This is a genomic window from Pseudomonas taiwanensis (assembly GCF_013393345.1).
GTDB classification, from domain to species: domain Bacteria; phylum Pseudomonadota; class Gammaproteobacteria; order Pseudomonadales; family Pseudomonadaceae; genus Metapseudomonas; species Metapseudomonas resinovorans_C.
Genome location: NZ_QJRF01000043.1, coordinates 14714 through 38171, shown reverse-complemented (window position 1 = coordinate 38171; position 23458 = coordinate 14714). Strand labels below are relative to the sequence as shown.

The window sequence follows — 23458 nt, the reverse complement described above, 5'->3', positions numbered from 1 at the left end:
GGGAGAACTCCATCAATCAGCGGGCGCCGGCGGCGCGCAACCTGGCGGCGATGGCCGACTGGCCGCGCTGCTCGGCATGTTGCAAGGGGGTGACGCCGTCCTTGTCGGGCAGATCGAGGTCGGCATCGGCGGCGATCAGCAGGTCGACGATGCGCTGGTGAGCCAGGCCGCCGTCGCCTAGCAGCACGGCTTCCAGCAGGCAGGTCCAGCCCAGCTTGTTGACGTGGTCGAGGTCGACGCCAGCGGCGATCAGGGTGCGCACGGTGTCCACATGACCGCGTTCGCAGGCGGGAATCAGCGCGGTGCCGCCGAAGCGATTGGTGCTGCGCAGGTCGGCGCCATGGGCGAGGGTCAGCTCGAGGATCTGCTGGTGGCCGCTGGCACCAGCCAGCAGGTAGGCGCTGTCCTGCATGCGGTTTTGCAGATTGACGTCAGCACCAGCGTCGATCAGCCGGCGCGCCACTTCGACCTGGTTTCCGGCCGTGGCGAGCAGCAAGGGCGTGTTGCCCTCGGCGTCACGCACATCCACCGAGACGCCTTGTTCCAGCAGCTTGTCGACGTTGGCGAGGTCGCCCGTCCCGGCTGCCTGCAGCAGGCTCCGTGCGGCGTCATCGGCGTTCGCCTGGCCCGCCAGCAGCAAGCCGGTGGCAAGGAGCAGGCAGTGGGTGAATCGGGCTTTCATGGTTCGCCTCCGCGCTTCGTCGAATGGGCGAAATTATGTCCATCTGGTCAGGTATTCTGAAATTAAATATAACCATGCCTATCAGTGTCAGTAGGAATACCTGAATGTTCGATCCCCTCCTCCTGCGCAGCTTCGTGGCCGTCGCCGACTGCGGCAACTTCACCCGCGCCGCCGAGCGCCTGCACCTCACCCAGTCCACCGTCAGCCAGCAGTTGCGCCGGCTGGAGGAAAGCCTTGGCTGCCGTCTGCTCGACCGCAGCCAGCGTCAGGTGGTGGCGACCGCCGAGGGGGAACAACTGCTCGGCTACGCCCGGCGCATCCTCGCTTTGCAGGACGAAGCCGCGGAAGTGCTACGCCACCAACCGGGCAGCGGCGTACTACGCCTGGGCGTGCCCGAGGACTTCGCCGCCGAACGCCTGATGCCGCTGCTCGCAGAATTCTCCGCCGCCTGGCCCGGTGTGCGCCTCGAGGTGACCAGCGGCCTCAGCCCGGAACTGCTGCGTCTGTACCAGGGCGGCGAGTTCGACTTGCTTCTGGTCAAGCGCATGGGGGACGGCGGCGACAGCCTGGCCTCGTGGCCGGAGCCACTGGGCTGGGTGGACAGTGCCAGCCAGCCGGTATTCGGCCGCGAGCCGCTGCCACTGGTGGTGTTTCCGCCTGGCGGGCTCTACCGCAATGAGATGCTCCACGGCCTGGACGTACAGGGCCGGCGCTGGCGCATCGCTTACTCCAGCGCCAGCCTGGCCAGCGTGCGCGCAGCTGTCGCCGCCGGCCTGGGGGTGAGCCTGCTGCCATTGCGTGTGCTGGGGCTGGAGCATCGGCTGCTCGGCAAGGCGGAGGATCTGCCAGAGATTCAGGGACTGCGGCTAGCGCTCTATGGACGGACGGGGTTGGGGCGTGCGGGGGATGAGTTGGTGGGGAGGTTGAAGGCGTTGTGTGGTGGTTGAATACGGCAGCTGGCCGGCTATCGATGGGTTTCGCTTCGCTCTACGCCATCCTACGAATACGTACCGGGTTTGGCAGAGGCGATGGTTCTTGTGGGGGCGAATTCATTCGCTAAGCGGGCCGCAGGCTCGCCTTGAAAGTGCCATTGGGTCAGCTGCGCTGCCCTTCGCGAATGAATTCGCCCCCACAGAAAAGCGATTACGGAGTCTCTTCTGAGTCCGAATCCACCTGCTCCAGCTGCCCCTGGTCCCACCCACCACCCAGCGCGGCGATAAGCTGGACGCTGGTGGTCAGGCGGGTGCCCATCAGGGTCAGGACGGTGCGTTCGTTGCTCAGCGCAGTGGCCTGGTTGGTGACCACGCTGTTGTAGTCCACGGTGCCGGCCCGGTACTGGTTGGTGATCAGGCGCAACGCGTCGCGGGCGGCGTCGAGGGCTTCCTGTTGCACGCCGCTCTCCTCTTCCAGGACGTCGAGCTGGACCATGTAGTCCTCGGCTTCGCGGAAGCTGTCCAGCACGGTCTGGCGGTAGGTCGCGACGGTCTGGTCGTAGCTGGCTTCGGCCTGGGCCACCTGGGAGCGGATCAGCCCGCCGTCGAACAGGGTCATGGCGAATTCCGGGCCAATGGACCAGAAGCGGTTCGGCGTGGTGATCCAGTCGTGCAGGCTGCCGCTGCGATAACCACCCGCGGCGGTCAGGCTGAGACTGGGGAAGTAGGCTGACTTGGCGACGCCGATCTGGGCGTTGGCGGCCATCATGTTGCGCTCGGCGGAGGCGACGTCAGGGCGACGCTCCAGTAATTGCGACGGCAGCAGCGTGGGTACGTTCGGCAGGGCCGGCACGCTGTCCACCTCGGCCAGGCTGAATTCCGCCGGCGGCACGCCGATCAGCACGGCGATGGCGTTTTCCAGTTGCGCGCGCTGGTACTTGAGGTCGATGGCCTGGGCCTCGGTGCTCTTCAGCTGGGTAGTGGCCTGGGCCACGTCGGCACGGGTGACGATGCCGGCCCTGTACTGGTTCTGGGTCAGCGTCAGGGCGCGCTGGTAGCCGGCGATGGTGGCTTCCAGCAGGCGCTTCTGCGCATCCAGCACGCGCAGTTGCAGGTAGTTCTGCGCCAGCTCCGATTGCAGGCTGAGGCGCGCGGCGGCGAGGTCGGCGGCGCTGGCCTGCATGCTGGCGGTGTCGGACTCCAGCTGGCGGCGCAGCTTGCCCCAGAGGTCGATCTCCCAATTCACCCCCAGGCTCGCGTCGTAGCTCTTGGACACGCCGCCGCCGCCAGAGCTGGTCACGGTGGAGCCGTCGGCCAGACGCACGGTGCTGTCACCACCGCCCTGCCCCGAACGGGTCTTGCCGGCGTTGGCCGTCACCGAGGGGAAGAACGACGCGCGGGCGCCACGGGCCAGCGCCTGCGCCTGGCGGTATTGGGCGATGGATTGGGCCAGGGTCTGGTTGGAGGTTTCCAGGCGCTGCTGCAGGTCATTGAGGGTGGCGTCGTCGTAAAGCTCCCACCAGCGACCACGGTGTTCCAGGTCAGCCGGGCTGGCCAGGGACCAGCCTTCGGCATGCTTGAACTGCACGGGCACGCTCTGTTCCGGACGCTTGTAGTCCGGGCCAATGGCGCAGCCACCGAGCAACAGGCCGGCAAGCGCCAGGACCATCGCGCGGCGCAGGGGTTTCAGGGAATGAGCGGCGGTGTTCATAGCGGTGTTTCCAGAGCGGCGTCAGTGCGCACGCCACGCCAGCGATTGAAGCGATGGCGCAGACGGTCGAGGTAGAGGTAGACCACGGGGGTCGTGTAGAGGGTCAGCAACTGGCTCAGCACCAGGCCGCCAATGATGGCCACACCCAGCGGCTGGCGCATTTCCGCGCCTTCCGTGCCGCCGATGAGCAGCGGCACGGCGCCGAGGATCGCGGCAATGGTGGTCATCAGGATCGGCCGCAGGCGCAGCAGGCAGGCCTGGCGGATGGAATCTTCCGGGCCCATGCCTTCCTGGCGTTCGAGCTGCAGGGCGAGGTCGATCATCATGATGGCGTTCTTCTTCACCACGCCGATCAGCAGGAACAGCCCCAACAGCGAGATCAGGCTGAATTCCCCGCCGGTGAGCAGGATCGCCAGCAGCGCACCGACACCCGCCGACGGCAGCGTCGAGAGGATGGTCAGCGGGTGGACATAGCTCTCGTAGAGGATGCCGAGCACCAGGTACACCAGCACCAGGGCGGCGAGGATCATCCACGGCTGGTTCTGCTGCGTGCTCTGGAAGGCATCGGCGCTGCCGCCCATGCGCGCGATCACCGAGCTGGGCAGGCCGATGGCGGCCACCGCCTTCTCGATGGCCACGGTGGCCTTGTCTAGGCTGACGCCGGGCGCCAGGTCGAAGGCAATACTCTCCGAGGCGAACTGGCCCTCGTGGTTGACGCGGTCCTCTTCCAGGCTGCGCTCGTAGCGGGCGAAGCTGGACAGCGGCACACGTTGGCCATCAGCGGTGACCAGTTGAACCTGCTTGAGGGTTTCCGGGTCCTGGGCGTACTTCGGGTTGACCTCCATCACCACCTGGTACTGGTTCAGGGTGTCGTAGATGGTGGAGATCTGCCGCTGGCTGTAGGCGTTGTTCAGCGCAGTGGTGACCATGGACATGTCGATGCCCAGGCGTTTGGCGGTGTCGCGGTCCACTTGCAGAGTGACCTGCTGGGCACCCTCCCCTTCGTTGGCATCGATGGCGGTGAGTTCCGGCAACCCCTTGAGGGCCGCGGTGACCTTCGGCAGCCAGGTGCGCAGCTCGGACAGCTCGCCGGTCTGCAGCACGTACTCGTACTGCGAACTGCGCTGCTCGCGACCGCCGCCGAACTGCAGGTCCTGGTCGGCCATCAGCATCAGCCGGCCGCCGGGCACCTTGGGCAGGGCGGCGCGCAGGCGTTCGATGACCTTCTGCGCCGACACCTTGCGCTCGGCAATGGGCTTCAGGCGGACGATCATGAAGGCGTTGTTGATGCCGCCACTGCCGCCGATGAAGCCGGCCACACTTTCCACGGCCGGGTCCTTGAGGACGGCACGGCGGAAGATTTCCATCTTCGGCTGCATCACGGTGAAGGACAGGCCATCGTCGCCACGGATGAAGCCGATCAACTGGCCTGTGTCCTGCTGCGGCAGGAAGGTCTTGGGCACCAGCACGTAGAGGGCAATGTTGCAGCCGATGGTCAGCAGCAGACTGACCAGGGTCAGGCGCGGATGGCGCAGGGCTACGCCCAAGGTCCGGTCATAGACACCGACCATGCGCGTATGCAGCGATTCGCTCCAGCGTTGCAGGCGGCTGTCCTTGTCCGGCACGTGGGGTTTCAGCCAGCGCGCACAGAGCATCGGCGTCAGGGTCAGGGACACCAGCAATGACACGAGGATGGCCACCGCCAGCGTCAGGGAGAACTCGCGGAACAAGCGGTCGATGATGCCGCCCATGAACAGGATGGAAACGAACACCGCCACCAGCGAGAGGTTCATCGACAGCAGGGTGAAGCCGACTTCGCGGGTGCCCTGCAACGCTGCCTTGAACGGCGCCATGCCGTCGTTGATGTGCCGTGAGATGTTCTCCAGCACCACGATGGCATCGTCCACCACCAGGCCGGCGGCGAGGATCAGCGCCATCAGCGACAGCACGTTGAGCGAGAAGCCCATCAGGTACATCACGGCGAAGGTGCCCACCAGCGACACCGGTACTGCCAGCGCCGGGATCAGCGAGGCGCGCAGGTTACCGAGGAACAGGTAGACCACCAGTATCACCAGGGCCACGGCGATCAGCAGGGTGCGTTCGGCTTCGTGCAGGGTGGCGCGGATCACCGGCGAGCGGTCCATGGCCAGGTCCAGCTTGACGCTGGCCGGCAGCACCGCCTGCAACGCGGGCAGTTGCTGCTTGATGCTTTCGATGGTCTCGATGATGTTGGCACCGGCCTGGCGGTTGATCACCAGCAGCACCGCCGAGTCGTCGTTGAAGAAGCCGCTGTTGTAACGATCTTCCACCGCGTCGCGGACCTTGGCCACATCCCCCAGGCGCAGCGCGGCGCCGTCCTGGTAGCGGAGAATCAGCGGCGCGTAGTCAGCGGCCTTCTCCAACTGGTCGTTGGCGCCCACCTGCCAGTGGCGGCCGGCGTCTTCCACGGAGCCCTTGGGCCTGCGCTGGTTGGCGGCAGCAATGGTGCTGCGTACATCGTCCAGGGCGATGCCGTACTGAGTCAGCAGTTGCGGCTCCAGTTCCACCCTCACAGCCGGCAGCGAGCTGCCGCCGATCTGCACCTCGCCCACGCCCTTAACCTGGGACAGGCTCTGGGCCAGGATGGTGGAGGCCATGTCGTAGAGCTCACCCTTCTCCTTCACGTCGGAGGTCAGCGACAGCACCATGATCGGCGCCTGGGACGGGTTGACCTTCTTGTAGGTGGGCATGCTGCGCATGCCACTGGGCAGCAGGTTGCGCGAGGCATTGATGGCCGCCTGCACGTCGCGGGCAGCACCATTGATGTCTCGGTCCAGGTCGAACTGCACGATGATCCGCGTCGAGCCCTGGCTGGTGCGGCTGGTCATCTGGTTGATGCCGGCGATGGTACCCAGAGAACGCTCCAGCGGCGTGGTGACGCTGGACGCCATGATCTCCGGACTGGCGCCGGGCAGGCTGGCCTGCACGGTGATCACCGGGAAGTCCATCTGCGGCAGCGGCGAGACCGGCAGCAGGCCGAAACTGACGCTGCCCAGCAGCAGGATCGCCAGGCTCAGCAGCATGGTGGCGACCGGGCGATGGATGAAGGGGGCGGAGAGGTTCATCGACCAAACTCCGCGCAGGACATGACTACCCTCACCCCGGCCCCGCCCTGCGCCCCGGCCAGAACGCTGCGCGTCCTGGCGCTCACAGGCACAGGAAGCGGTGCTTCCAAAAGCGTGCCTGATTCGCCCCAGAGGGAGAGGGAGTAAAGGCCGCTCATACCGCCACCCCTGCCGCGCTGCGGCCGGTGAAGCGGCGGGCCAGGCGATCAAAGGCCAGGTAGATCACCGGGGTGGTGAACAGGGTCAGCACCTGGGACAGCAGCAGGCCGCCGACCATCACCAGGCCCAGGGGCTGGCGCAATTCGGCGCCGGAGCCGGTGGCGAGCATCAGCGGGATGGCGCCGAACAGGGCCGCCAGCGTCGTCATCAGGATCGGCCGGAAGCGCAGCAGCGCCGCCTGGTAGATCGCATCCTCGGGCGTCATGCCCTGATGCCGCTCCGCGTCCAGGGCGAAGTCGATCATCATGATGGCGTTCTTCTTCACGATGCCGATCAGCAGGATGATGCCGATGATGGCGATCAGCCCCAGGTCGTTGCCCGTCAGCAGCAACGCCAACAAGGCACCGACGCCCGCCGAGGGCAGCGTGGAGAGGATGGTCACCGGGTGGATGTAGCTCTCGTAGAGCACGCCCAGCACGATGTACATGGTCACCACCGCCGCCAGGATCAGCAGTAGCGTGCTCGACAGCGAGGCCTGGAACGCCGCCGCTGCGCCCTGGAAGCGGGTCTGGATGCCTTCGGGCATGCCGATGTCCTGCTGCACCCGTTCGATCACCGCCACCGCCTCGCCCAGGGCGACCCCCGGCGTCAGGTTGAAGGACAGGGTCACGGCCGGGAACTGGCCGATATGGTTGACCGCCAGTTGCGTCTGGCGCTCTTCCACCTTGGCCAGGGCGGAGAGCGGGACCTGGGTGCCGCCGCTGGTGACCACATGTATCTGCTGCAGCGCCTGCGGGCCGATCATTTCGCCGGCGGCGGACTCCAGCACCACGCGGTACTGGCTGGACTGGGTGAAGATGGTGGAAATCTGCCGCTGGCCGAAGGCGTCATAGAGCGCGTCGGTGATGGCGGAGATTTCCACGCCCAGGCGCCCGGCCATGTCGCGGTCGATGTTCACGTACACCTGCAGGCCCTTGTCCTGGAGGTCGCTGGCCACGTCTGACAGTTCAGGCTGCTGGCGCAGGGCGTCCACCAGCTTGTCGGTCCACTCGTTTAGCAGGTCGGCGTCCGGGGATTCCATGCTGAACTGGAACTGGGTGCGGCTGACCCGGTCTTCAATGGTCAGGTCCTGCACCGGCTGCAGGTAAAGGCGGATGTCGCTCTGCTTGTCCAGTTCGGGCTGCAGGCGCTGGATCACCTCGCTGGCGGTCACGTCGCGATCGCCGTGGGGCTTGAGGTTGATCAGCATGCGGCCGCTGTTGAGGGTGACGTTGTCGCCGTCGACGCCGATATAGGAGGTCAGGCTGGCCACCGCCGGGTCCTTGAGGATCAGCGCGGCGAGTGTCTGCTGGCGTTCGCTCATGGAGCGGAACGACACCGACTGCGGTGCCTCGGTGATGCCCTGGATGACGCCGGTGTCCTGCACCGGGAAGAAGCCCTTGGGCACGGCGAGGTAGAGCACCACGGTCAGCACCAGCGTGCCGACGGCCACCAGCAGGGTCAGGCCCTGGTGCCGGAGCACCCAGGTCAGACCACGGCCATAGCGCTCGATCATGCCGTCGATGAAGTCGCCGCTGGCCTTGTAGAAGCCGCCCTCCTCCTCTTTCTTTTCCCGCTTGAGCAGGCGCGCGCACATCATCGGCGTGAGCGTCAGGGAGACCACCAGCGAGATCAGGATCGCCACCGCCAGGGTGATGGCGAACTCGCGGAACAGCCGGCCCACCACGTCCGCCATGAACAGCAGCGGGATGAGTACCGCGATCAGCGAGAAGGTCAGGGAGATCAGGGTGAAGCCGATCTGCTTCGCGCCCTTGAGCGCGGCGTTGAGCGGCGTTTCGCCCTCTTCCAGGTGCCGGGCGATGTTCTCCAGCATGACGATGGCGTCGTCCACCACGAAGCCGGTGGCGATGGTCAGCGCCATCAGCGTCAGGTTGTTGATGGAGAAACCGGCCAGGTACATCACCGCGAAGGTGCCCACCAGGGACAGCGGCACCGCGATGGACGGGATGATGGTGGCACTCATCCGGCGCAGGAACAGGAAGGTCACCATCACCACCAGGGCGATGGCGAGGAACAGTTCATGCCGCACGTCGGTGATGGCCGCGCGGATGGTCTGGGTGCGGTCGGTGAGGACGACCACATCGATGCCTGCCGGCAGGTTGGCGGTGATCGACGGCAGCAGCGCCTGGATGCGATCCACCACTTCGATCACGTTGGCGCCCGGCTGGCGCTGGATATTCAGCAGTACCGCCTCGTTCTGGTTGGCCCAGGCTGCGAGGCGCTCGTTCTCGGCGCCGTCGACGATGCTGGCGACATCCTTCAGGCGCAGGGCGGCGCCGTTGTTGTAGGCGAGGATGAGGTTGGCGTATTCGTCGGCGGACTTCAGCTGGTCGTTGGCATCCAGCATGGAAACGCGGGTCGGACCGTCGAAGTTGCCCTTGGGCTGGTTGACGTTGGAGGCGCTCACCAGGCTGCGCACGTCCGACAGGTTCAGGCCGTTGGCCGCCAGGGCCTCGGGATTGACGCGAATACGCACCGCCTGGCGCTGGCCACCGGCGATGCTGACCATGCCCACGCCGCTGATCTGCGCCAGTTTCTGCGCCATGCGGGTGTCCACCAGGGTATGCAGCCTGGGCAGCGGCATGGTCTTGGAGCTGATGGCCAGGGTCAGGACCGGGGTATCAGCCGGGTTGACCTTGTTGTAGACCGGCGGCGCCGGCAGGTCGTTGGGCAGCAGGTTGGTGGCCGCGTTGATGGCCGCCTGCACCTCCTGCTCGGCTACGTCCAGGTTGATTTCCAGGCTGAAGCGCAGGGTGATGACCGAAGCCCCGCCAGAGCTGGTGGACGACATCTGGGTCAGCCCCGGCATTTGCCCGAACTGGCGCTCCAATGGCGCAGTGACGGCGCTGGTCATCACATCCGGGCTGGCGCCCGGATAGAGGGCCAGGACGCGGATGGTCGGGTAATCCACCTCGGGCAGCGCGGAAACCGGCAGCAGGCGGTACGCGATCAGGCCGGCGAGGAGAATCGCCAGCATGCTCAGGGTGGTGGCGACCGGCCGCAGGATGAACAGGCGAGAGAGGTTCATACGCCGCCTTTCGCGTCCTGGCCTTGAGGCTTGGCCCCTTGCAGCTGTTCGGTGGGTTGCGCCGGAACCTCGTCGGCGTCGTGCACCACTTCCACATCGCTGCCGTCGCGCAGGCGGTCGGTGCCTTCCAGCACCACGCGCTCACCCGGTTTCAGGCCGCTCTTGACCACGGTGCGCACGCCATCGTCCGGACCGGTCTCCAGCTTGCGGACCTTGACCTTCTTCTCACCGTCCATCACGTAGGCGAAGGTGCCCTGGCTGCCGAACTGCACGGCGGCCGTGGGGATCAGCACTGCTTGCGGCAGCAGCTCGGCGCGCAGGCGGACATTGACGAACTGGTTGGGGAAGAGGGTCTCGTCGTCGTTGGCAAAACGTGCCTTGAGCTTCAGGGTGCCGGTGGTGGTATCGATCTGGTTGTCCAGGCTCTGCAGCACGCCTTCCGCCTGCTTGACCTTGTCGCCACGGTCCCAGGCCTCGACCACCAGGGGCTGGCCCGCGCGGAAACGACTGACCACTTCCGGCAACTGACCTTCGGGCAGGGTGAAGGCGACGCTGATGGGCTTGGTCTGGGTAATGACCACCAGCGGCGTGGTGTCACCGCTGCTGACCAGGTTGCCGAGGTCTACCTGGCGCAGGCCGAGGCGACCGGAAATGGGCGCGCGCACCTGGGTGAAACCGAGGTTCAGCCTCGCCGAGGCGACAGCGGCCTCGTCGGTCTTGATGGTCCCGCGGTACTGCGCCACCAGCGCTTCCTGGGTGTCCAGGGTCTGCTTGGCGATGCTGTCCTCGGCATACAGGCCCTTGTAGCGGGCCAGGTCGATCTCGGCGTTCTTCAGTTGCGCACGATTCTGCGCCAGGGTCCCTTCAGCCTGTTGCAGGGCGACCTGGTAGGGACGCGGGTCGATCACCGCGAGCAGGTCGCCGGCCTTGACCTGCTGGCCTTCCTCGAACTGCAGCTTGACCAGCTCACCATCGACGCGACCGCGCACGTTCACCGTGTTCAACGCCGTAACGGTGCCAAGGGCCTTGAGGTACACCGGGAAGTCGCCCTGGGTGATGGTGGCGACGCGTACCGGCACCGGTCCCGAGAAAGCACCGAAACCGGGGCGCCCTGCTCCCCCTCGGCCGTTCTGGTGGCCGGGCTTGGAGGCGGCTTCTGGCCAGAGCCACCAGATCAGGACCAGCAGCGCCAACAGCGCGACGGCGATGACGAGCCAGTTACGGAGGGAACGGGAATTCGGGGATTTCTCAGTGATCGGGGACATGATTCGAGTCGAGGTATGCGAGAGCGTGAACGATAAGCAGTTGAAAGCAGAAGGCAAAGTGGATTTACCGGCTATTTACCTAGGCCTGACGCAGCGAACTATCCTTATTGACCTGCAATTGCCCTGCTTTTGCGGTCACAACTGATATCACCGGGCCAGGGAGAGTTCCGTGTTCGAATGTTTCAGGCAGCGTTTTGCTGCCCTCAAGACCCGCGCCGACGTTCATTCCTTGCGCATCGTCCGCCAGCGCTCCGAACAGGCGATGGTGCGTCGTGGCGTCGCCGAACCCCCGTCCCTCGGGCTGGACATGGGGGCGATGCTCAGCGTGCGCGTCGCCGGCGTGGAGGCCTATGCGGCCACCGCCGACCTCAGCCCCGCCGGGCTGCAACGGGCCCTGGACAAGGCCGAGGAGCTGGCCCGGCAGATCGCCCGCTACGCCCTGGTGGACCAGAGCCGGCTCGCGGCGCCGCCAAGCGGCGCGGACTATCGGTCCCCGGGACTGGAACAGCCCTTCCCCAGCCTCGCCGAGCGCCTGGAACTGCTGGCCGAAGAATCGGCACGGATTCCCGCTGACCCACGCCTGGTCAACTGGAACCTCTACCTCGACAGCCAGCGCCACGAACAGCTCTACCTCAACAGCGCCGGCGCCGAGCAATGGCAGGACCTGCGCTTCACCTACCCCGGCATCAGCGTCACCGCCTTCGACGGCAGCGACAGCCAGACCCGCAGCTTCGGCGGCTACGGCAGTGGCCAGCAGGGTGGCACCGAGGTGCTGCAGCGTCTGGGCTTCGGCGGCGCCGCTGCGCGCGTGGCGGACGAGGCCCTGCAACTGCTGATGGCGCCCAACACTCCCAGCGGAATCACCGACCTCCTGCTGATGCCGGACCAAATGATGCTGCAGATCCACGAATCCATCGGCCACCCGCTGGAGCTGGACCGCATCCTCGGTGACGAACGCAACTATGCCGGCACCAGCTTCATCGAACTGTCGGACTTCGGCCGTTATCAGTACGGGTCGCCGCTGCTGAACATCAGCTTCGATCCCGGCATCCCGGAAGAGCTGGCCAGCTACAGCCATGACGACGACGGGCAGCCGGCACGCAAGGAAATGCTCATCAAGAATGGCAAGCTGCTGCGCCCGCTCGGCGGTGCCCTGTCGCAGCAACGCAGCGGCCTGCCGGGCGTGGCGAACAGTCGGGCGAGCAGTTGGAATCGCGCGCCCATCGACCGCATGGCCAATCTCAACCTGGAGCCGGGCGACCAGAGCCTGGCCCAGCTCATCGGCGGCATCGAGCGCGGCGTGCTGATGAGCACCAATCGCTCCTGGTCCATCGACGACGCCCGCAACAAGTTCCAGTTCGGCTGCGAATGGGGACGGCTGATCGAGGATGGCGAACTCCGCGGCGTGGTGAAGAACCCTAACTACCGCGGGATTTCCGCGCAGTTCTGGCGCAATCTCGCCGCGGTGGGCGATGCCAGTACTTTCGAGGTCCATGGCACGCCCTACTGCGGCAAAGGCGAGCCCAACCAGGTAGTGCGCGTGGGCCACGCCTCGCCCGCATGCGTCTTCAGACAAGTGGAAGTCTTTGGAGGAGTCCAGTGATGGCCGACGCAGAATCCCGCTTCACCGCCCTGGCCGAAAGCCTGAAGGCCAGCCTGCAGGCCGGCGAGGATTTCAGCCTCTGGTACAGCGCCGAGGAGTCCGAGTTCATCCGTTTCAACCGCGCCCAGGTGCGCCAGGCCGGACATGTGACCCAGGGCACCGGACGCCTGCGGTTGATCCGTGACGACCGCAGCGCGGAGATCGCCATCGCCCTTTCCGGCGACCTGGACAGCGACCGCCAGCACCTGGCCGAGGGGCTCGTGCAGTTGCGCCTGGTGATCTGCCAATTGCAGCCAGACCCGTACCTGCAACTGGAGCGCTCCGCCTGGCATCGTCGCTCGGTGGACGAGGCAGCGCTTCCCGACTGCGCCAGCGTGCTGGCCGGGATCGACGAAGCGGCCAACGGTCTCGATCTGGTGGGCATCTACGCCGCCGGGCCGTTGTACCGGGGATTCGCCAACAGCTTCGGGGCCTACGGCTGGCATACCGCGCATTGTTTCAACTTCGACTGGAGCCTGTTCCACGCCAATCACCAAGCGGTAAAGGCCGATTACGCCGGGGCGCGCTGGGACGCCGGTGAATTCACCAGCCGCTTCGACAATGCCCGCCGGCAACTGGAGTACCTGGGCAAGCCGGTGCGTCACCTGCACCCCGGCGACTACCGCGCCTACCTGGCCCCGGCAGCCCTGGACGAAGTGCTGGGCATGCTCTCCTGGACCGGTTTTTCCGCCCGTGCCCTGGCCAACAAGGAAAGCCCGCTTCAACGCCTGCAGGACGGCAGCGCCCACTTGAGCCCCCTGCTCAACCTGGACGAACAGGTCGCCGGCGCTCTCGCCCCGGCCTTCGGCCCGGAGGGCGCCCCGCGCAGCGATGTGCCCCTGGTGCGCGATGGCAGGCTGACCGGGCAACTGGTCTATCCCCGTAGCGCGCGGGAGTACAGCCTGGAATCCAACTGCGCCGATGCCAACGAAGCGACCCAGTCGCTAGTGATGGGCGCCGGCACGCTTCCGCTGGACAACGTGCTGGAACGCCTCGGCAACGGCCTCTACATCGGCAACCTCTGGTACCTGAACTGGTCCGACCTGCCTGCTGCACGCATGACCGGCATGACCCGCTTCGCCACCTTCTGGGTGGAAGACGGCCAGATCCAGGCGCCGGTGGACACCATGCGTTTCGATGACAGCCTGTTCAACCTGCTTGGCGACCAGTTGGAAGAGCTGACCCAGGAGCGCCAGTTGCGCCTGTCCAGCAGCACCTACGGCGAGCGCCAGACCTGGTCGGCGCTGCTGCCGGGAGCGTTGGTCAGAAATTTGAAGCTGACGCTGTAAATCAGTCCGTAGGATGGGTAGAGGCACGAAACCCATCAATCGGAGCTCCCGGCTAACGATCGAAACCGTTACTGCTCCCAGGGTGACCTGCATCGTAGGAGCGAGCTTGCTCGCGAAAATTCCCCCCTACAAATCCGCCGGCTCATAAACAAAAAGGGAGGCCATTGGCCTCCCTTCTTCATTCCAGTGCGCCTTACAGGGCAGCGATGGCAGCCGCGTAGTTCGGCTCGTCAGCGATTTCGCCAACCAGCTCGCTGTGCAGCACGTTGTCATTCTCGTCCAGCACCACCACGGCACGGGCGGCAATGCCGGCCAGCGGGCCGCTGGCGATGGCAACACCGTAGTCCTTGAGGAAGCTGGCTCCGCGCATGGTGGACAGGTTCACCACGTTCTCCAGGCCTTCAGCGCCGCAGAAGCGCTTCTGGGCGAACGGCAGGTCGGCGGAGATGCACAGCACGACGGTGTTCGGCAGCTTGCTGGCCTCGACGTTGAACTTGCGCACGGAAGTGGCGCAGGTCGGGGTGTCGATGCTCGGGAAAATGTTCAGCACCTTGCGCTTGCCGCTCAGGCTGGCCAGGGTCACGTCGGCCAGGTCGCCGCCGACCAGGCTGAATGCCGGAGCCTGCTGGCCTTTCTGCGGCAGCTGGCCATCGACGTTGATCGGGTTGCCCTTCAGGGTTACTTGAGCCATTGCAAAAATCCTTGTTTGAGGTGGTGTTGTAGGAAAACGCTGAGTTAACCACGAGCCAGGGAGATTGTCCTGACTTTCGAGTCAGCCAGCGTCGGAAGATCCGCCTGGATGCTAGTTCATTCGGGCGATTCCTTGCTCTTCAAGGACCCCAGCAAGACCATCAGGGCGCCGACGTTGATCGCCACATCGGCAATGTTGAAATTGGGAAAACCGCGCCCTTGCCAATGGAGCAGAACGAAATCGATGACATGCCCGAAGGCGACTCGGTCGATCAGGTTGCCGGCGGCACCGCCAAGCACCAGGGCCAGGCCGAGCACATGGACAAATCGGTCATTGGGCTGCCGGATGATCCACACCAGGATTGCCACGATGACGCCCAGGGCGATGGCGGCGAACAGGATGCGCTGCCAGCCACCCGCATCACCCAGCATTCCAAAGGCAGCACCTGTGTTGTAGGAGAGTTGGAGATCGAAGAAAGGAAGAACGGCTACCGCGCGACCGAACTCCAACGACGCATCGGCCATGTACTTCGTCAGCTGATCGACGACGATCACGATCAGTGAAACCAACAGAAAACCCGACTTCGACCACACCCTGGAATCCAACTCCGCATCTCCCTTCTCGCCCCGACTCAGCAGGGCTTTACCATAAGAAATCCCTTCAATACGCCTGCCCGTCGGCAACAGCGTGGATCGGCGGGACTGGCACTATACACGCCCGCAGCAGGTGACCCTCATCGACGCAATCGTGCCTGCCGATACGAGGCAGTGGCCTCGGCCAACTGAGCCGCGTTCAAGGTTTCGGCCAAAGCACCATCTGGGTACAACGGAACAGAACGCGCCAAGCTTCTTGCCGAACGGCGCACGGCACCCGACACGAATGTTCGCGGCCCGTTCGCGAATGAATTCGCTCGTATGTCCCAGAGTGAGCCCTGTCGGGGGCATCGACCGTAGGGTGGACCACGCTTCATCGGTCCACCATCGGAGGTTCGATTGGGCACCGATGGTGGATGAAAAGAGCGTCATCCACCCTACGGCAGGACTGCGTCCTGCATTCGCGAATGAATTCGCTCCCACAAGGAGCACTTAGAAATCCCGCTTGTAGAACAGGTCCAGGGAGCTGGCCAGGCCGCTCGCGGCTTCGAGGTAGAGACGCTTGGTCAGTTCGTAGCGCAGCGCCACCACGCTGGTGGAGTCCACCACACCGAGCCCATAACGGACGCTCAGGCGATCGGTGATCTGCCCAACGGCGCCGTCATCATCGAGTTGCAGGTCCTTGAGGCCAAGGCGCTGGGCCAGTTCGCTGGTCAGCGGCGCGCTACCGGAAAGGCCCATGGCCAACGCCGCGCGGCCCACCGCATTGCCATCGCCTTCGCTGGTGTTCATCGGCCGGCCGAGGATCAGGTAGGACAGCGCCTGCTCCTGGCTCATGGCGGGGTTGGAAAACACTTCGGTGGCGGGTTCGTCGGCACGGCCATTCAGGCGCACACCCGCAGTGACGTCGCCCACGACGCGGACGGCTTCCACATCCAGATAGGGCTGATCCAGCGGGCCGGCGAACAGCAGACGCGCCCGGCGCAGATCGAGGCGCTGGCCGTAAGCCCGATAACGACCATTCTTCAGCACCAGCTCACCATTGCCCGTGAGGTTGTCGCCGACCTTGAGATGGCCCTGGAGGTCCGCAGTCAGGCCGAAGCCGGTGAACTGCAGGCGGTCCTGGCCGACTTCGACGTCCACATTCATGGCCATCTGCAACGGCTGTTGCTCAGCGTCCTGCTCACCTACCACGCGGGCATCCGGGGATACCTTGACCGCTTGCGGCGGCAGCTCGCGGACCTTGATCTTGCCGCGCGGCACCAGCACCTTGCCGCCCACGGACAGTCGATCGCCGGCCAGTCCGATGTTCAGGTCCGGCTCCACTTCCAGATTCGCGTAGGGCTCCACTACCAGGGGCAGGCGGGTACCGCGCAACGCAAGGTCGAGGTCCAGGCCTTGAGTCCAGGCCACGCTGCCAGACAGGCTGCCCTGTCCCTGTTCGCCGCTGCGCCATTGCCCGCTCAGCTCCATGCGCTCGCCGGCGATACGGGCGTCCAGACCCAGCGCCTCGAAGCTCATGGGCAGGTCGCCGCCACCAATCCGGCCATCAGTCAGGCGCAGATTGCCCAGGACATACGGGGCCTGCAGGGTGCCGCTCAGACTGCCGGCGCCTTGCAGGCGCCCTTCAAGGGTTTCCACCTTGGGCACGAAGGGACGCAGCACGGCAAGGTCCAATCCGTCCAGGCGGAATTGTCCGGACAGCGGTTTGTTTTCCGGGCGCGGATCGATTCGTGCGTCCAGTTGCAGTTCACCGAGACCCTGACCCTGGAAGCTCAACTGACTGTCGATGCGCTGCGGACGCAGGGTGCTATCGAGCAGCAGGCGCTGATAGGGGAAATCGACCCACTGATCATCTTCCTTCAGGCGCAGCACGCCGCTGCCCGCATCCAGGGTGATCTGGCCGTTGGGACCGCTGGCGGGCAAGTCGAGCTTGAGGTCAGCGTTGAGCTGGCCCTGCCAGGAGAAGTCCTCCGGCAACCAGCGTGCGAGGCTGGCCAGGGGGAAGTCGCGCAAGCGGTAGTCCAGCTTCGGCTCCGGCATCAGGCGCTGCTCTCCGCCGCAGAGGCTCGCCGGTCCCGAGCGCCAGCAATGCGCACCGAAGTTCAACTTGCCATCGGCCAGCCGCTCCAGCAGCGCCGGCGCCTCCAGGTGCCAGTCCTGGCCACCGGCCTGGACCTCACCGCGCGCCAGTTGGCCGCGCCAGTTGCCGCCATCCAGCTTGCCATTCAGGGCCAGCAGCAGATCGAGCATCGGCCCCTTGAGGTTCATTTCCAGTTGCTGGCGTACCCGGTCGCCGGAGCCTTCGGCAGTGAGGGTGCCGAACTCGTTGTCGCCGGAAGCGAGGCCATTCGCCTGCAACTGCACGCGGCCACGCTGGGCGGCGTCCAGCTGGACATCCAGCTTGAGTTGGTCGAGGCGATTATCGCCCTGCCCCATCCGTTCCCCGGTCAGCGCAAGCTTGCCTTGCGGCGCTTGCAGCGTGCCGGCGAGATCGAGCCGCCCCTGGACCTTGCCAAAGAGTTTCGGCCAGAGCTGCCCGAGGCGATTCAGGGCGAGGTCGAGGTGGCCGCTGAGTTTCTGATCCAGCTGCCCCTGCCCTTGGATCCGGTTGTCGCCCAGACGCACCTGCAGAGCGTTGAGCAGCCAGCGCTCGCCGACACCTTCGGCCTTGGCCTGGAGCACAGCCGGTTGGCCGCGCAGCTGACCGCTGACGTCGAGATCGGCATTCAGCTCCAGGCGCTGATCGCGCCATGCGCCCTTGGACTGCAACTTGCCAGCCAGCTTGCCGGGCAGCTCCGCCAGCCAGTAGGACGGGTCCAGTTCGCTCAGGCTCAGTTGGCTGTCCCACCCTACGCCGTTGGCGAAATCGACTTTCACCTGGCCTTGCGCCCTGCCCTGTCCGGCCTTGAGCAGCAGGTCCGACAGGGTGACGCTGGCAAGGTCACCGGCCACCGGACTGCCAAGACTGAAGTCGCCCGCCGGCCCCTTTAAGCGCGCATCGAACCTGCCTTCGTAGCGCGACGCGGCGTAACGCATCTCGGCGTCGAGCTGCTGCATGTCCACGGGCGGTGGTTGCTCCTGGGGAAACAGCCGCTGCCAGGGGAACTCGCGCCATTGCAGGCGACTGTCGACGGCCAGCTCCTGCTGCCAGTCGACACGCCCCTGCAGTGCCAGGGTCTGCTGGGGATCGCCGGTGAGCAGGAGCTGTTGGATATCCGCGCCCTTGGCATCGACCCGCCCAGCCAGATCCAGCGCTACGGTTCCGCCTTCACCTGGCAGGCTGGCCTTGCCCTGCACGGCGTAGCCGGCCTTGAGGTCGCCTTTGGCGTTAAGGATTACCTGGTTGAGGGTCAAGGTGTCCGGCAGGTCCGCGCTGGCCTTGAAACCGTCGGCGCGCAAGGTTGCGCTGGCCAGCAGGTTCTCCGCCAGGGGACGCAATTCGCCGTCGAGGCGGCCGTTGAGATAGCCGCTGCTGTCGGCCTGGAGCTTGAGCGTTCCCTGCAGATCGCCGTCCGCCTTCAACGCCAGTTTCCAGGGCGTCTCTCCCGGCGCGGGTAATTGCAGGTTGCCCTGCAGGGCCAGCGGCCAGTTCCCCTCGGGGTGAAGCGTGCCCTGGAGTTCCAGGGCCAGATCATCGCGGCGCAGCTTGAGACGTTCGAGGTGCAGGCCATCCACCTGCCACCGTGCCACCAGCTCCAGCTGCTGAAGCTGGTCATTGCCGTCGAGCAGGAAGCGGCCGATGCGCACCTGCCCGATCTCCAGCGCCAACGGTAATCGCAGCTCCGGCAGGCTGATGGCGCTGCTGCTTTCATCCTGGGAGGGCGGAAGATCGAGGTGGATGCTGTCGCTGGCCAGTTCATTGATGCAGAGGGTGCGACGCAGCAGGCAGGCGGGAGACCAGTCCAGCAGGGGCGCTTGCAGTTCCAGGGCGGTGCCGTCCTGCTGCCAGGACATCCGGGTGGCGCTCCAGCGCCCACCCAGGGTTCCGCTGAAGTCGTCCACTTCCAGTCCCGGCACATGACCAAGCGCCCAGCGCCCACCGGCCTCGGTGAACAGCAGTGTTGCCGGGATCGCCACCACCGCTGCCAGGACGAGGGCCAGAATCGCGAAACCGTACTTCACCCCGCGCCTCACAATTCAGGTCCCATGGAGAAGTGGATACGGTAGCCGCCCGGGTCATCCAGGGCCTTGGCCAGGTCGAGGCGGATCGGCCCCACCGGCGAAACCCAGCGCACGCCGATGCCAGCGCCGGTCTTCATCGCCGCGCTCAGGGAGTCCATTGCGTTACCACGGTCAACGAACGCCGCCACACGCCACTTCTCGGCGACCGGGTACTGGTACTCGGCACTGCCCACCAGCAGGTAGCGGCCGCCGACCTTGTTGCCGTTGCTGTCTTCCGGCGAAAGGGTCTGGTAGTCGTAGCCGCGCACGCTCTGGTCGCCACCGGCGAAGAAACGCAGGGACGGCGGAATGGCGTCGAAATCAGTGGTGGCGATGCCGCCGGCCTGTACGCGGCCCAGCACCCAATGGCCGCCGGGCAAGGTGTAGAGTCCCTTGGCCATGGCGCTGGCGTAGGTGAAGTCGGTGTCCGAGAGGATGCCCTCCTTGGCGCCGCGTACGTCGAACTGCAGCGAATAGCCACGATTGGGGTCGAGCTTGTTGTCACCGCGGGTCACGCCGTAGCTGATACCGGGAATGAGGAAGCTGCTGCGCCCATCGTCGCTGCCATCACCGAAATCGAAGGTTTCCTGCTCCCAACGCAGGGAGACTACCCGTTGCCAGTCACTGGGCAATTTGGACTGCCATTGCCCGCCGATGGTGAAGCGACGGCTATCCACGTCCACCAGGTTCTCCCGCTGCAGGCCGGTCGAGAAACGCAGCGTGTCGGTCAGTGGCGGGTCGAGGGGAATCTCGTACCAGGTGCCGACGTTCTGCCGCACCGGCGAGATTTCCGTCTCTGCCCCGAGGCGATGACCCTGCCGATTGATCCAGTGGCGGGTCCAGTTGGCACGGGCGCGAGGGCCCACGTCGGTGGAGAAACCGACACCCAGGCCAACGGTGCGCGGCTTCACCGCTGTCAGTTTCACCTTGACCGGTATCACCTGGCCGGCGCCTTTCACCGGGCTGGCATCCACCCGCACTTCGTCGAAGTAGCCGCTGGCCTGCAGGTTCTGGCTGAGCTTGGCGACCTGGTCGGAGTCGTAGGGTGTGTTGGCCCGGAATGGCACCAGGCGTGCAAGCAGGTCGGCGTCGAAGGGGGTATCGCCGTCAAAGCTGACAGCGCCCAGGCTATAGCGTGGACCACTGTCATAGACCAGTTCGATATCGGCGACTCCGGCGCGCGGGTCGATATCCAGTCGCTGGCTCTTGAAACGTCCATCGAAGAAGCCGTAGCGCAAACCCTGGTTCTGGATCAGCTTCTTGGCGTCCTCGTAGGCGCCATGGTTGAGTTGTGCACCCGCCTTCAGCGCCTTGCTCTCGGGAACGCGAAACACCTTCAGCGCGCTGGCCTCGCCTTCGATCCGCACCACGACGTTGCGCAGGCGCACCGGCTCACCGGGCACCACCAGCAGATGCAGGGCGGGGTCCTTGCCACCTTCGACACGGCTGTCGATCTCGGCCTGGTAATAACCCAGCGCCTGGGCGGCTTGGCGCGCCTGGTCCTCGGCCGAACGCCGGAACCGTCGCAGGTCTTCTTCCTTGCGGTCGCCAAGGGCGCCGATGTAGGCCTCGATATTGGCCTTCAACGGCGCATTGGCAGGTTCGACTTTCACGTCCAGCCTGGCCTTGGCCAGCGCCAGAGTGCTTGTGCAGAGCAGGACCAACAGCAGCGGCCCGCGCAATCCTTGGCAGAAATTCATGGGGCGAAATCCTACCACGGCCTTTCGCCCTTTCTGTCGGAAATGCTAGTCAGCCGCTGGCTCGCATCACCGGCCGTGGATTGGGATGGAAGAATACGTGCTCGACCACCGGGCCCAGCGCGACCTCCCCCACCTCCTCGTAACCCTGGCGCTTGTAGAAGTCCAGGTAGCGCACGTTGCCGGTATCCAGCACCACGCCCTGGGAGCCATCGTCCTCGGCGCACCAGTTGTGCAGCGCCTCCAGCAGCTGTTCACCGAGATGCCGCCCCTGGAACTCCGGGTGGATGCCGAGCAACGGCAGTACGTGATAAGGCCCCGGCGGCAGGCAGGCGAGCACGGCGTCGTGGTAATCGAGATAACGGCGGGTGCAACGGAAGCCGGTGGACAGCAGCATACGCAACCGCCAGCCCCAGCTTTCGGTGATGTCCAGACGGCGCTGCGGCGGCGCTATCAGCGCGATGCCCACCAGGCGCTCCTCGATCAGCAGGCCTATGGCCGGCAGCTCTTCCAGGAAATGCTGCTGCACCAGCTCCCGCACCGTGGCGCGGACGCGCTGGTCGTAGCCGGGGCGCTCGGCCTCGAACAGATAGGCGAAGGTGGGTTCGTGGCGGTAGGCGTGGTACAGCAGAGAACGTGCTTCACGGGCGTAACCGCCGTCCAGCAGGCGCACCTCGACTGGCGCAGTGGGGATGTAACCGGGCATTCACGGCACCTCTTTTGTTATGGGTTCTATCGGGCCAAGAAGGAAATTAGCACCAGATTCCGGGCCCAGCCACGCCGGCTGGCCGGGCGGCCAACCATCGGCTAGCATCGCGTTTTTGCCAGGATGCCTTCGCGATGAAGATCGTTTCTTTCAATATCAACGGCCTGCGGGCACGCCCCCACCAGCTCGAGGCGCTGATCGCCAAGCATCAGCCGGACGTGATCGGCCTCCAGGAAACCAAGGTCGCCGACGAGCAGTTCCCGGAAGCAGAAATCCGCCAGCTCGGCTACCACGTGCACTACCACGGGCAGAAAGGCCACTACGGCGTCGCCCTGCTCTCCCGCCAGGAGCCGATTTCTCTGTTCAAGGGCTTCCCGAACGATGGCGAGGAAGCCCAGCGCCGCTTCATCTATGGCACCTTCGCCGATGCCCAGGGCAACCCGGTCACCGTGATGAACGGCTACTTCCCCCAGGGTGAAAGCCGCGAGCATCCGGTCAAGTTTCCCGCCAAGGAGCGCTTCTACGCCGACCTGCAGGTGCTGCTGGAGCAACAGTTCCAGCCGAGCCAACCCTTGGTGGTGATGGGCGACATCAACATCTCGCCGGAAGACTGCGACATCGGCATCGGTGAAGAGAACCGCAAACGTTGGCTGAAGACCGGCAAGTGCAGCTTCCTGCCGGAAGAGCGCGAGTGGCTCGCACGTCTGAAGAGCTGGGGCCTGGTGGACAGCTTCCGCCACCTCAACCCCGAGGTGAATGACCGCTTCAGCTGGTTCGATTACCGCAGCCGCGGCTTCGAGGATGAGCCCAAGCGTGGCCTGCGCATCGACGTGATCCTCGCCACCAGCCCATTGCAGGCGCGAATCAAGGACGCCGGCATTGACTACGATCTGCGTGGCATGGAGAAACCCTCGGACCATGCGCCGATCTGGCTGGAACTGGCCTGATATTGCATCCGGGTGGTCGTAGGGGCCAGCTTGCTGGCGAACCTGCTGAGCTCGGTCTTTCGCGAGCAAGAACTGGGCGTCCCCCTCGCTCCGACACAAGCGCCGAACCAGCGCAGCGTGATTCACTCTACGCTCAACGAAAAAGGCCCATCACTGATGGGCCTTTCGTTTTTCATCGCCTGCTCGCTCAGGCCTCTTTCACCATCTGCGTCGTCCCGACCCGCATGATGGTTTCGATGGCCCGCTCCAGAGCATGTTCGGAATCATAGAGGTGGCTCCGGACGATCACCTCCTTGTTGGCTGCTCGCAGCTTGAAGTAGTTCTTGCCGCTGGAATCGATGCGCCGTACGAAACGCTCCTCATGCACGCAGTTCTCGCGGAATCGGGCCATGGCCTCCTCTGCGGTGCCACGGTCTTCATGGTTGCCGGTATCCAGAAGGGTCTGCGCGTCGGCCGCCTTCAAACGCAGGCGCCAGGTGCCACCAGTGTTCTTGCGCAGCTCGAACCAACCACTCATCACAACACTCCTCGAACAAGATAGGGATGCGCTATTGCGCCCGCTCGAAGCACCTTTCATGGGGTGTTTCGAACAGCGGGATACCCTATCCCTTTGCCGATTTCCGGGTTGCAGGACTCTCCTTACAGCGCTGTAGGAAGCTCCAGGAATATGTGCGGCGAAATTTCCACATCGGCGGAAAAGGCCCAACGCAGAGCGTTTGTCATATCTCCGTCACCCGGCTGACTTAATCTCGCGACTCCTTCCACCCCCTTGATACAAGGTGTTTGCC

The 23458-nt window shown here is 65.2% G+C and carries 15 protein-coding genes; 4 read left to right on the top strand and 11 right to left on the bottom strand.

The window, feature by feature from the left end; genetic code table 11:
* Positions 1-16: 16 nt before the first annotated feature.
* A complete protein-coding gene (locus DM872_RS08255) occupies positions 17-682 on the bottom strand; it encodes an ankyrin repeat domain-containing protein (protein ID WP_179059012.1) in 666 nt (221 codons plus the stop codon).
* A gap of 104 nt (positions 683-786) precedes the next feature.
* Here DM872_RS08255 and DM872_RS08250 point away from each other — a divergent pair, with 104 nt between their 5' ends.
* Entirely contained in the window at positions 787-1629 is an 843-nt protein-coding gene (locus DM872_RS08250; RefSeq protein WP_179059011.1) for a LysR substrate-binding domain-containing protein, read from the top strand.
* A 196-nt stretch (positions 1630-1825) separates the two neighbouring features.
* On the opposite strand, the gene DM872_RS08245 is transcribed toward DM872_RS08250, so the two are convergent.
* The 4 genes from DM872_RS08245 to DM872_RS08230 all read right to left on the bottom strand — a co-directional run bounded on the left by DM872_RS08245 (position 1826) and on the right by DM872_RS08230 (position 10941).
* Positions 1826-3325, bottom strand: a complete 1500-nt coding sequence (locus DM872_RS08245) for an efflux transporter outer membrane subunit (RefSeq protein ID WP_373273693.1) — start codon at positions 3323-3325, stop codon at positions 1826-1828.
* On the bottom strand, positions 3322-6429 hold the full coding sequence (locus tag DM872_RS08240; RefSeq protein ID WP_179059010.1) for a multidrug efflux RND transporter permease subunit: 3108 nt from the start codon (positions 6427-6429) through the stop codon (positions 3322-3324). Before DM872_RS08240 ends, DM872_RS08245 begins: the two co-directional genes overlap by 4 nt.
* 154 nt (positions 6430-6583) lie before the next feature.
* Positions 6584-9676, bottom strand: coding sequence for an MdtB/MuxB family multidrug efflux RND transporter permease subunit (locus DM872_RS08235; RefSeq protein ID WP_179059009.1), 3093 nt, complete (start codon positions 9674-9676; stop codon positions 6584-6586).
* Entirely contained in the window at positions 9673-10941 is a 1269-nt protein-coding gene (locus DM872_RS08230) for an MdtA/MuxA family multidrug efflux RND transporter periplasmic adaptor subunit (RefSeq protein WP_179059008.1), read from the bottom strand. Before DM872_RS08230 ends, DM872_RS08235 begins: the two co-directional genes overlap by 4 nt.
* Positions 10942-11110: 169 nt before the next feature.
* On the opposite strand from DM872_RS08230, the gene DM872_RS08225 reads away from it, so the two are divergent.
* Both DM872_RS08225 and DM872_RS08220 read left to right on the top strand, forming a co-directional pair.
* A complete protein-coding gene (locus DM872_RS08225) occupies positions 11111-12544 on the top strand; it encodes a TldD/PmbA family protein (protein ID WP_179059007.1) in 1434 nt (477 codons plus the stop codon).
* Complete coding sequence (locus tag DM872_RS08220; protein ID WP_179059006.1) at positions 12544-13872, top strand: TldD/PmbA family protein; 1329 nt, start codon at positions 12544-12546, stop codon at positions 13870-13872. The genes DM872_RS08225 and DM872_RS08220 overlap by 1 nt, the downstream gene beginning before the upstream one ends.
* 193 nt (positions 13873-14065) lie before the next feature.
* Here the strand turns inward: DM872_RS08220 and tpx are convergent, their stop codons facing one another.
* The 5 genes from tpx to DM872_RS08195 all read right to left on the bottom strand — a co-directional run bounded on the left by tpx (position 14066) and on the right by DM872_RS08195 (position 21723).
* Positions 14066-14563: a thiol peroxidase gene (gene tpx, locus DM872_RS08215; protein WP_179059005.1), complete on the bottom strand. Its 498-nt coding sequence runs from the start codon at positions 14561-14563 to the stop codon at positions 14066-14068.
* 116 nt (positions 14564-14679) lie between these two features.
* Positions 14680-15168 (bottom strand): signal peptidase II, encoded by a 489-nt coding sequence (lspA, locus tag DM872_RS08210; protein WP_179059059.1) that lies wholly within the window; start codon positions 15166-15168, stop codon positions 14680-14682.
* Between the two features lie 480 nt (positions 15169-15648).
* Entirely contained in the window at positions 15649-19293 is a 3645-nt protein-coding gene (locus DM872_RS08205; protein WP_179059004.1) for a translocation/assembly module TamB domain-containing protein, read from the bottom strand.
* Positions 19290-21020, bottom strand: a complete 1731-nt coding sequence (locus DM872_RS08200; protein WP_179059003.1) for an autotransporter assembly complex protein TamA — start codon at positions 21018-21020, stop codon at positions 19290-19292. The genes DM872_RS08205 and DM872_RS08200 overlap by 4 nt, the downstream gene beginning before the upstream one ends.
* Positions 21021-21069: 49 nt before the next feature.
* On the bottom strand, positions 21070-21723 hold the full coding sequence (locus DM872_RS08195) for a GNAT family N-acetyltransferase (RefSeq protein WP_077521712.1): 654 nt from the start codon (positions 21721-21723) through the stop codon (positions 21070-21072).
* 134 nt (positions 21724-21857) lie between these two features.
* Here DM872_RS08195 and xthA point away from each other — a divergent pair, with 134 nt between their 5' ends.
* The gene (gene xthA, locus DM872_RS08190) at positions 21858-22670 is read left to right on the top strand and encodes an exodeoxyribonuclease III (protein ID WP_179059002.1); all 813 of its coding nucleotides are present in this window, start codon (positions 21858-21860) and stop codon (positions 22668-22670) included.
* 187 nt (positions 22671-22857) lie between these two features.
* On the opposite strand, the gene DM872_RS08185 is transcribed toward xthA, so the two are convergent.
* Positions 22858-23187, bottom strand: a complete 330-nt coding sequence (locus DM872_RS08185) for a YegP family protein (RefSeq protein ID WP_179059001.1) — start codon at positions 23185-23187, stop codon at positions 22858-22860.
* Positions 23188-23458 lie beyond the last annotated feature (271 nt).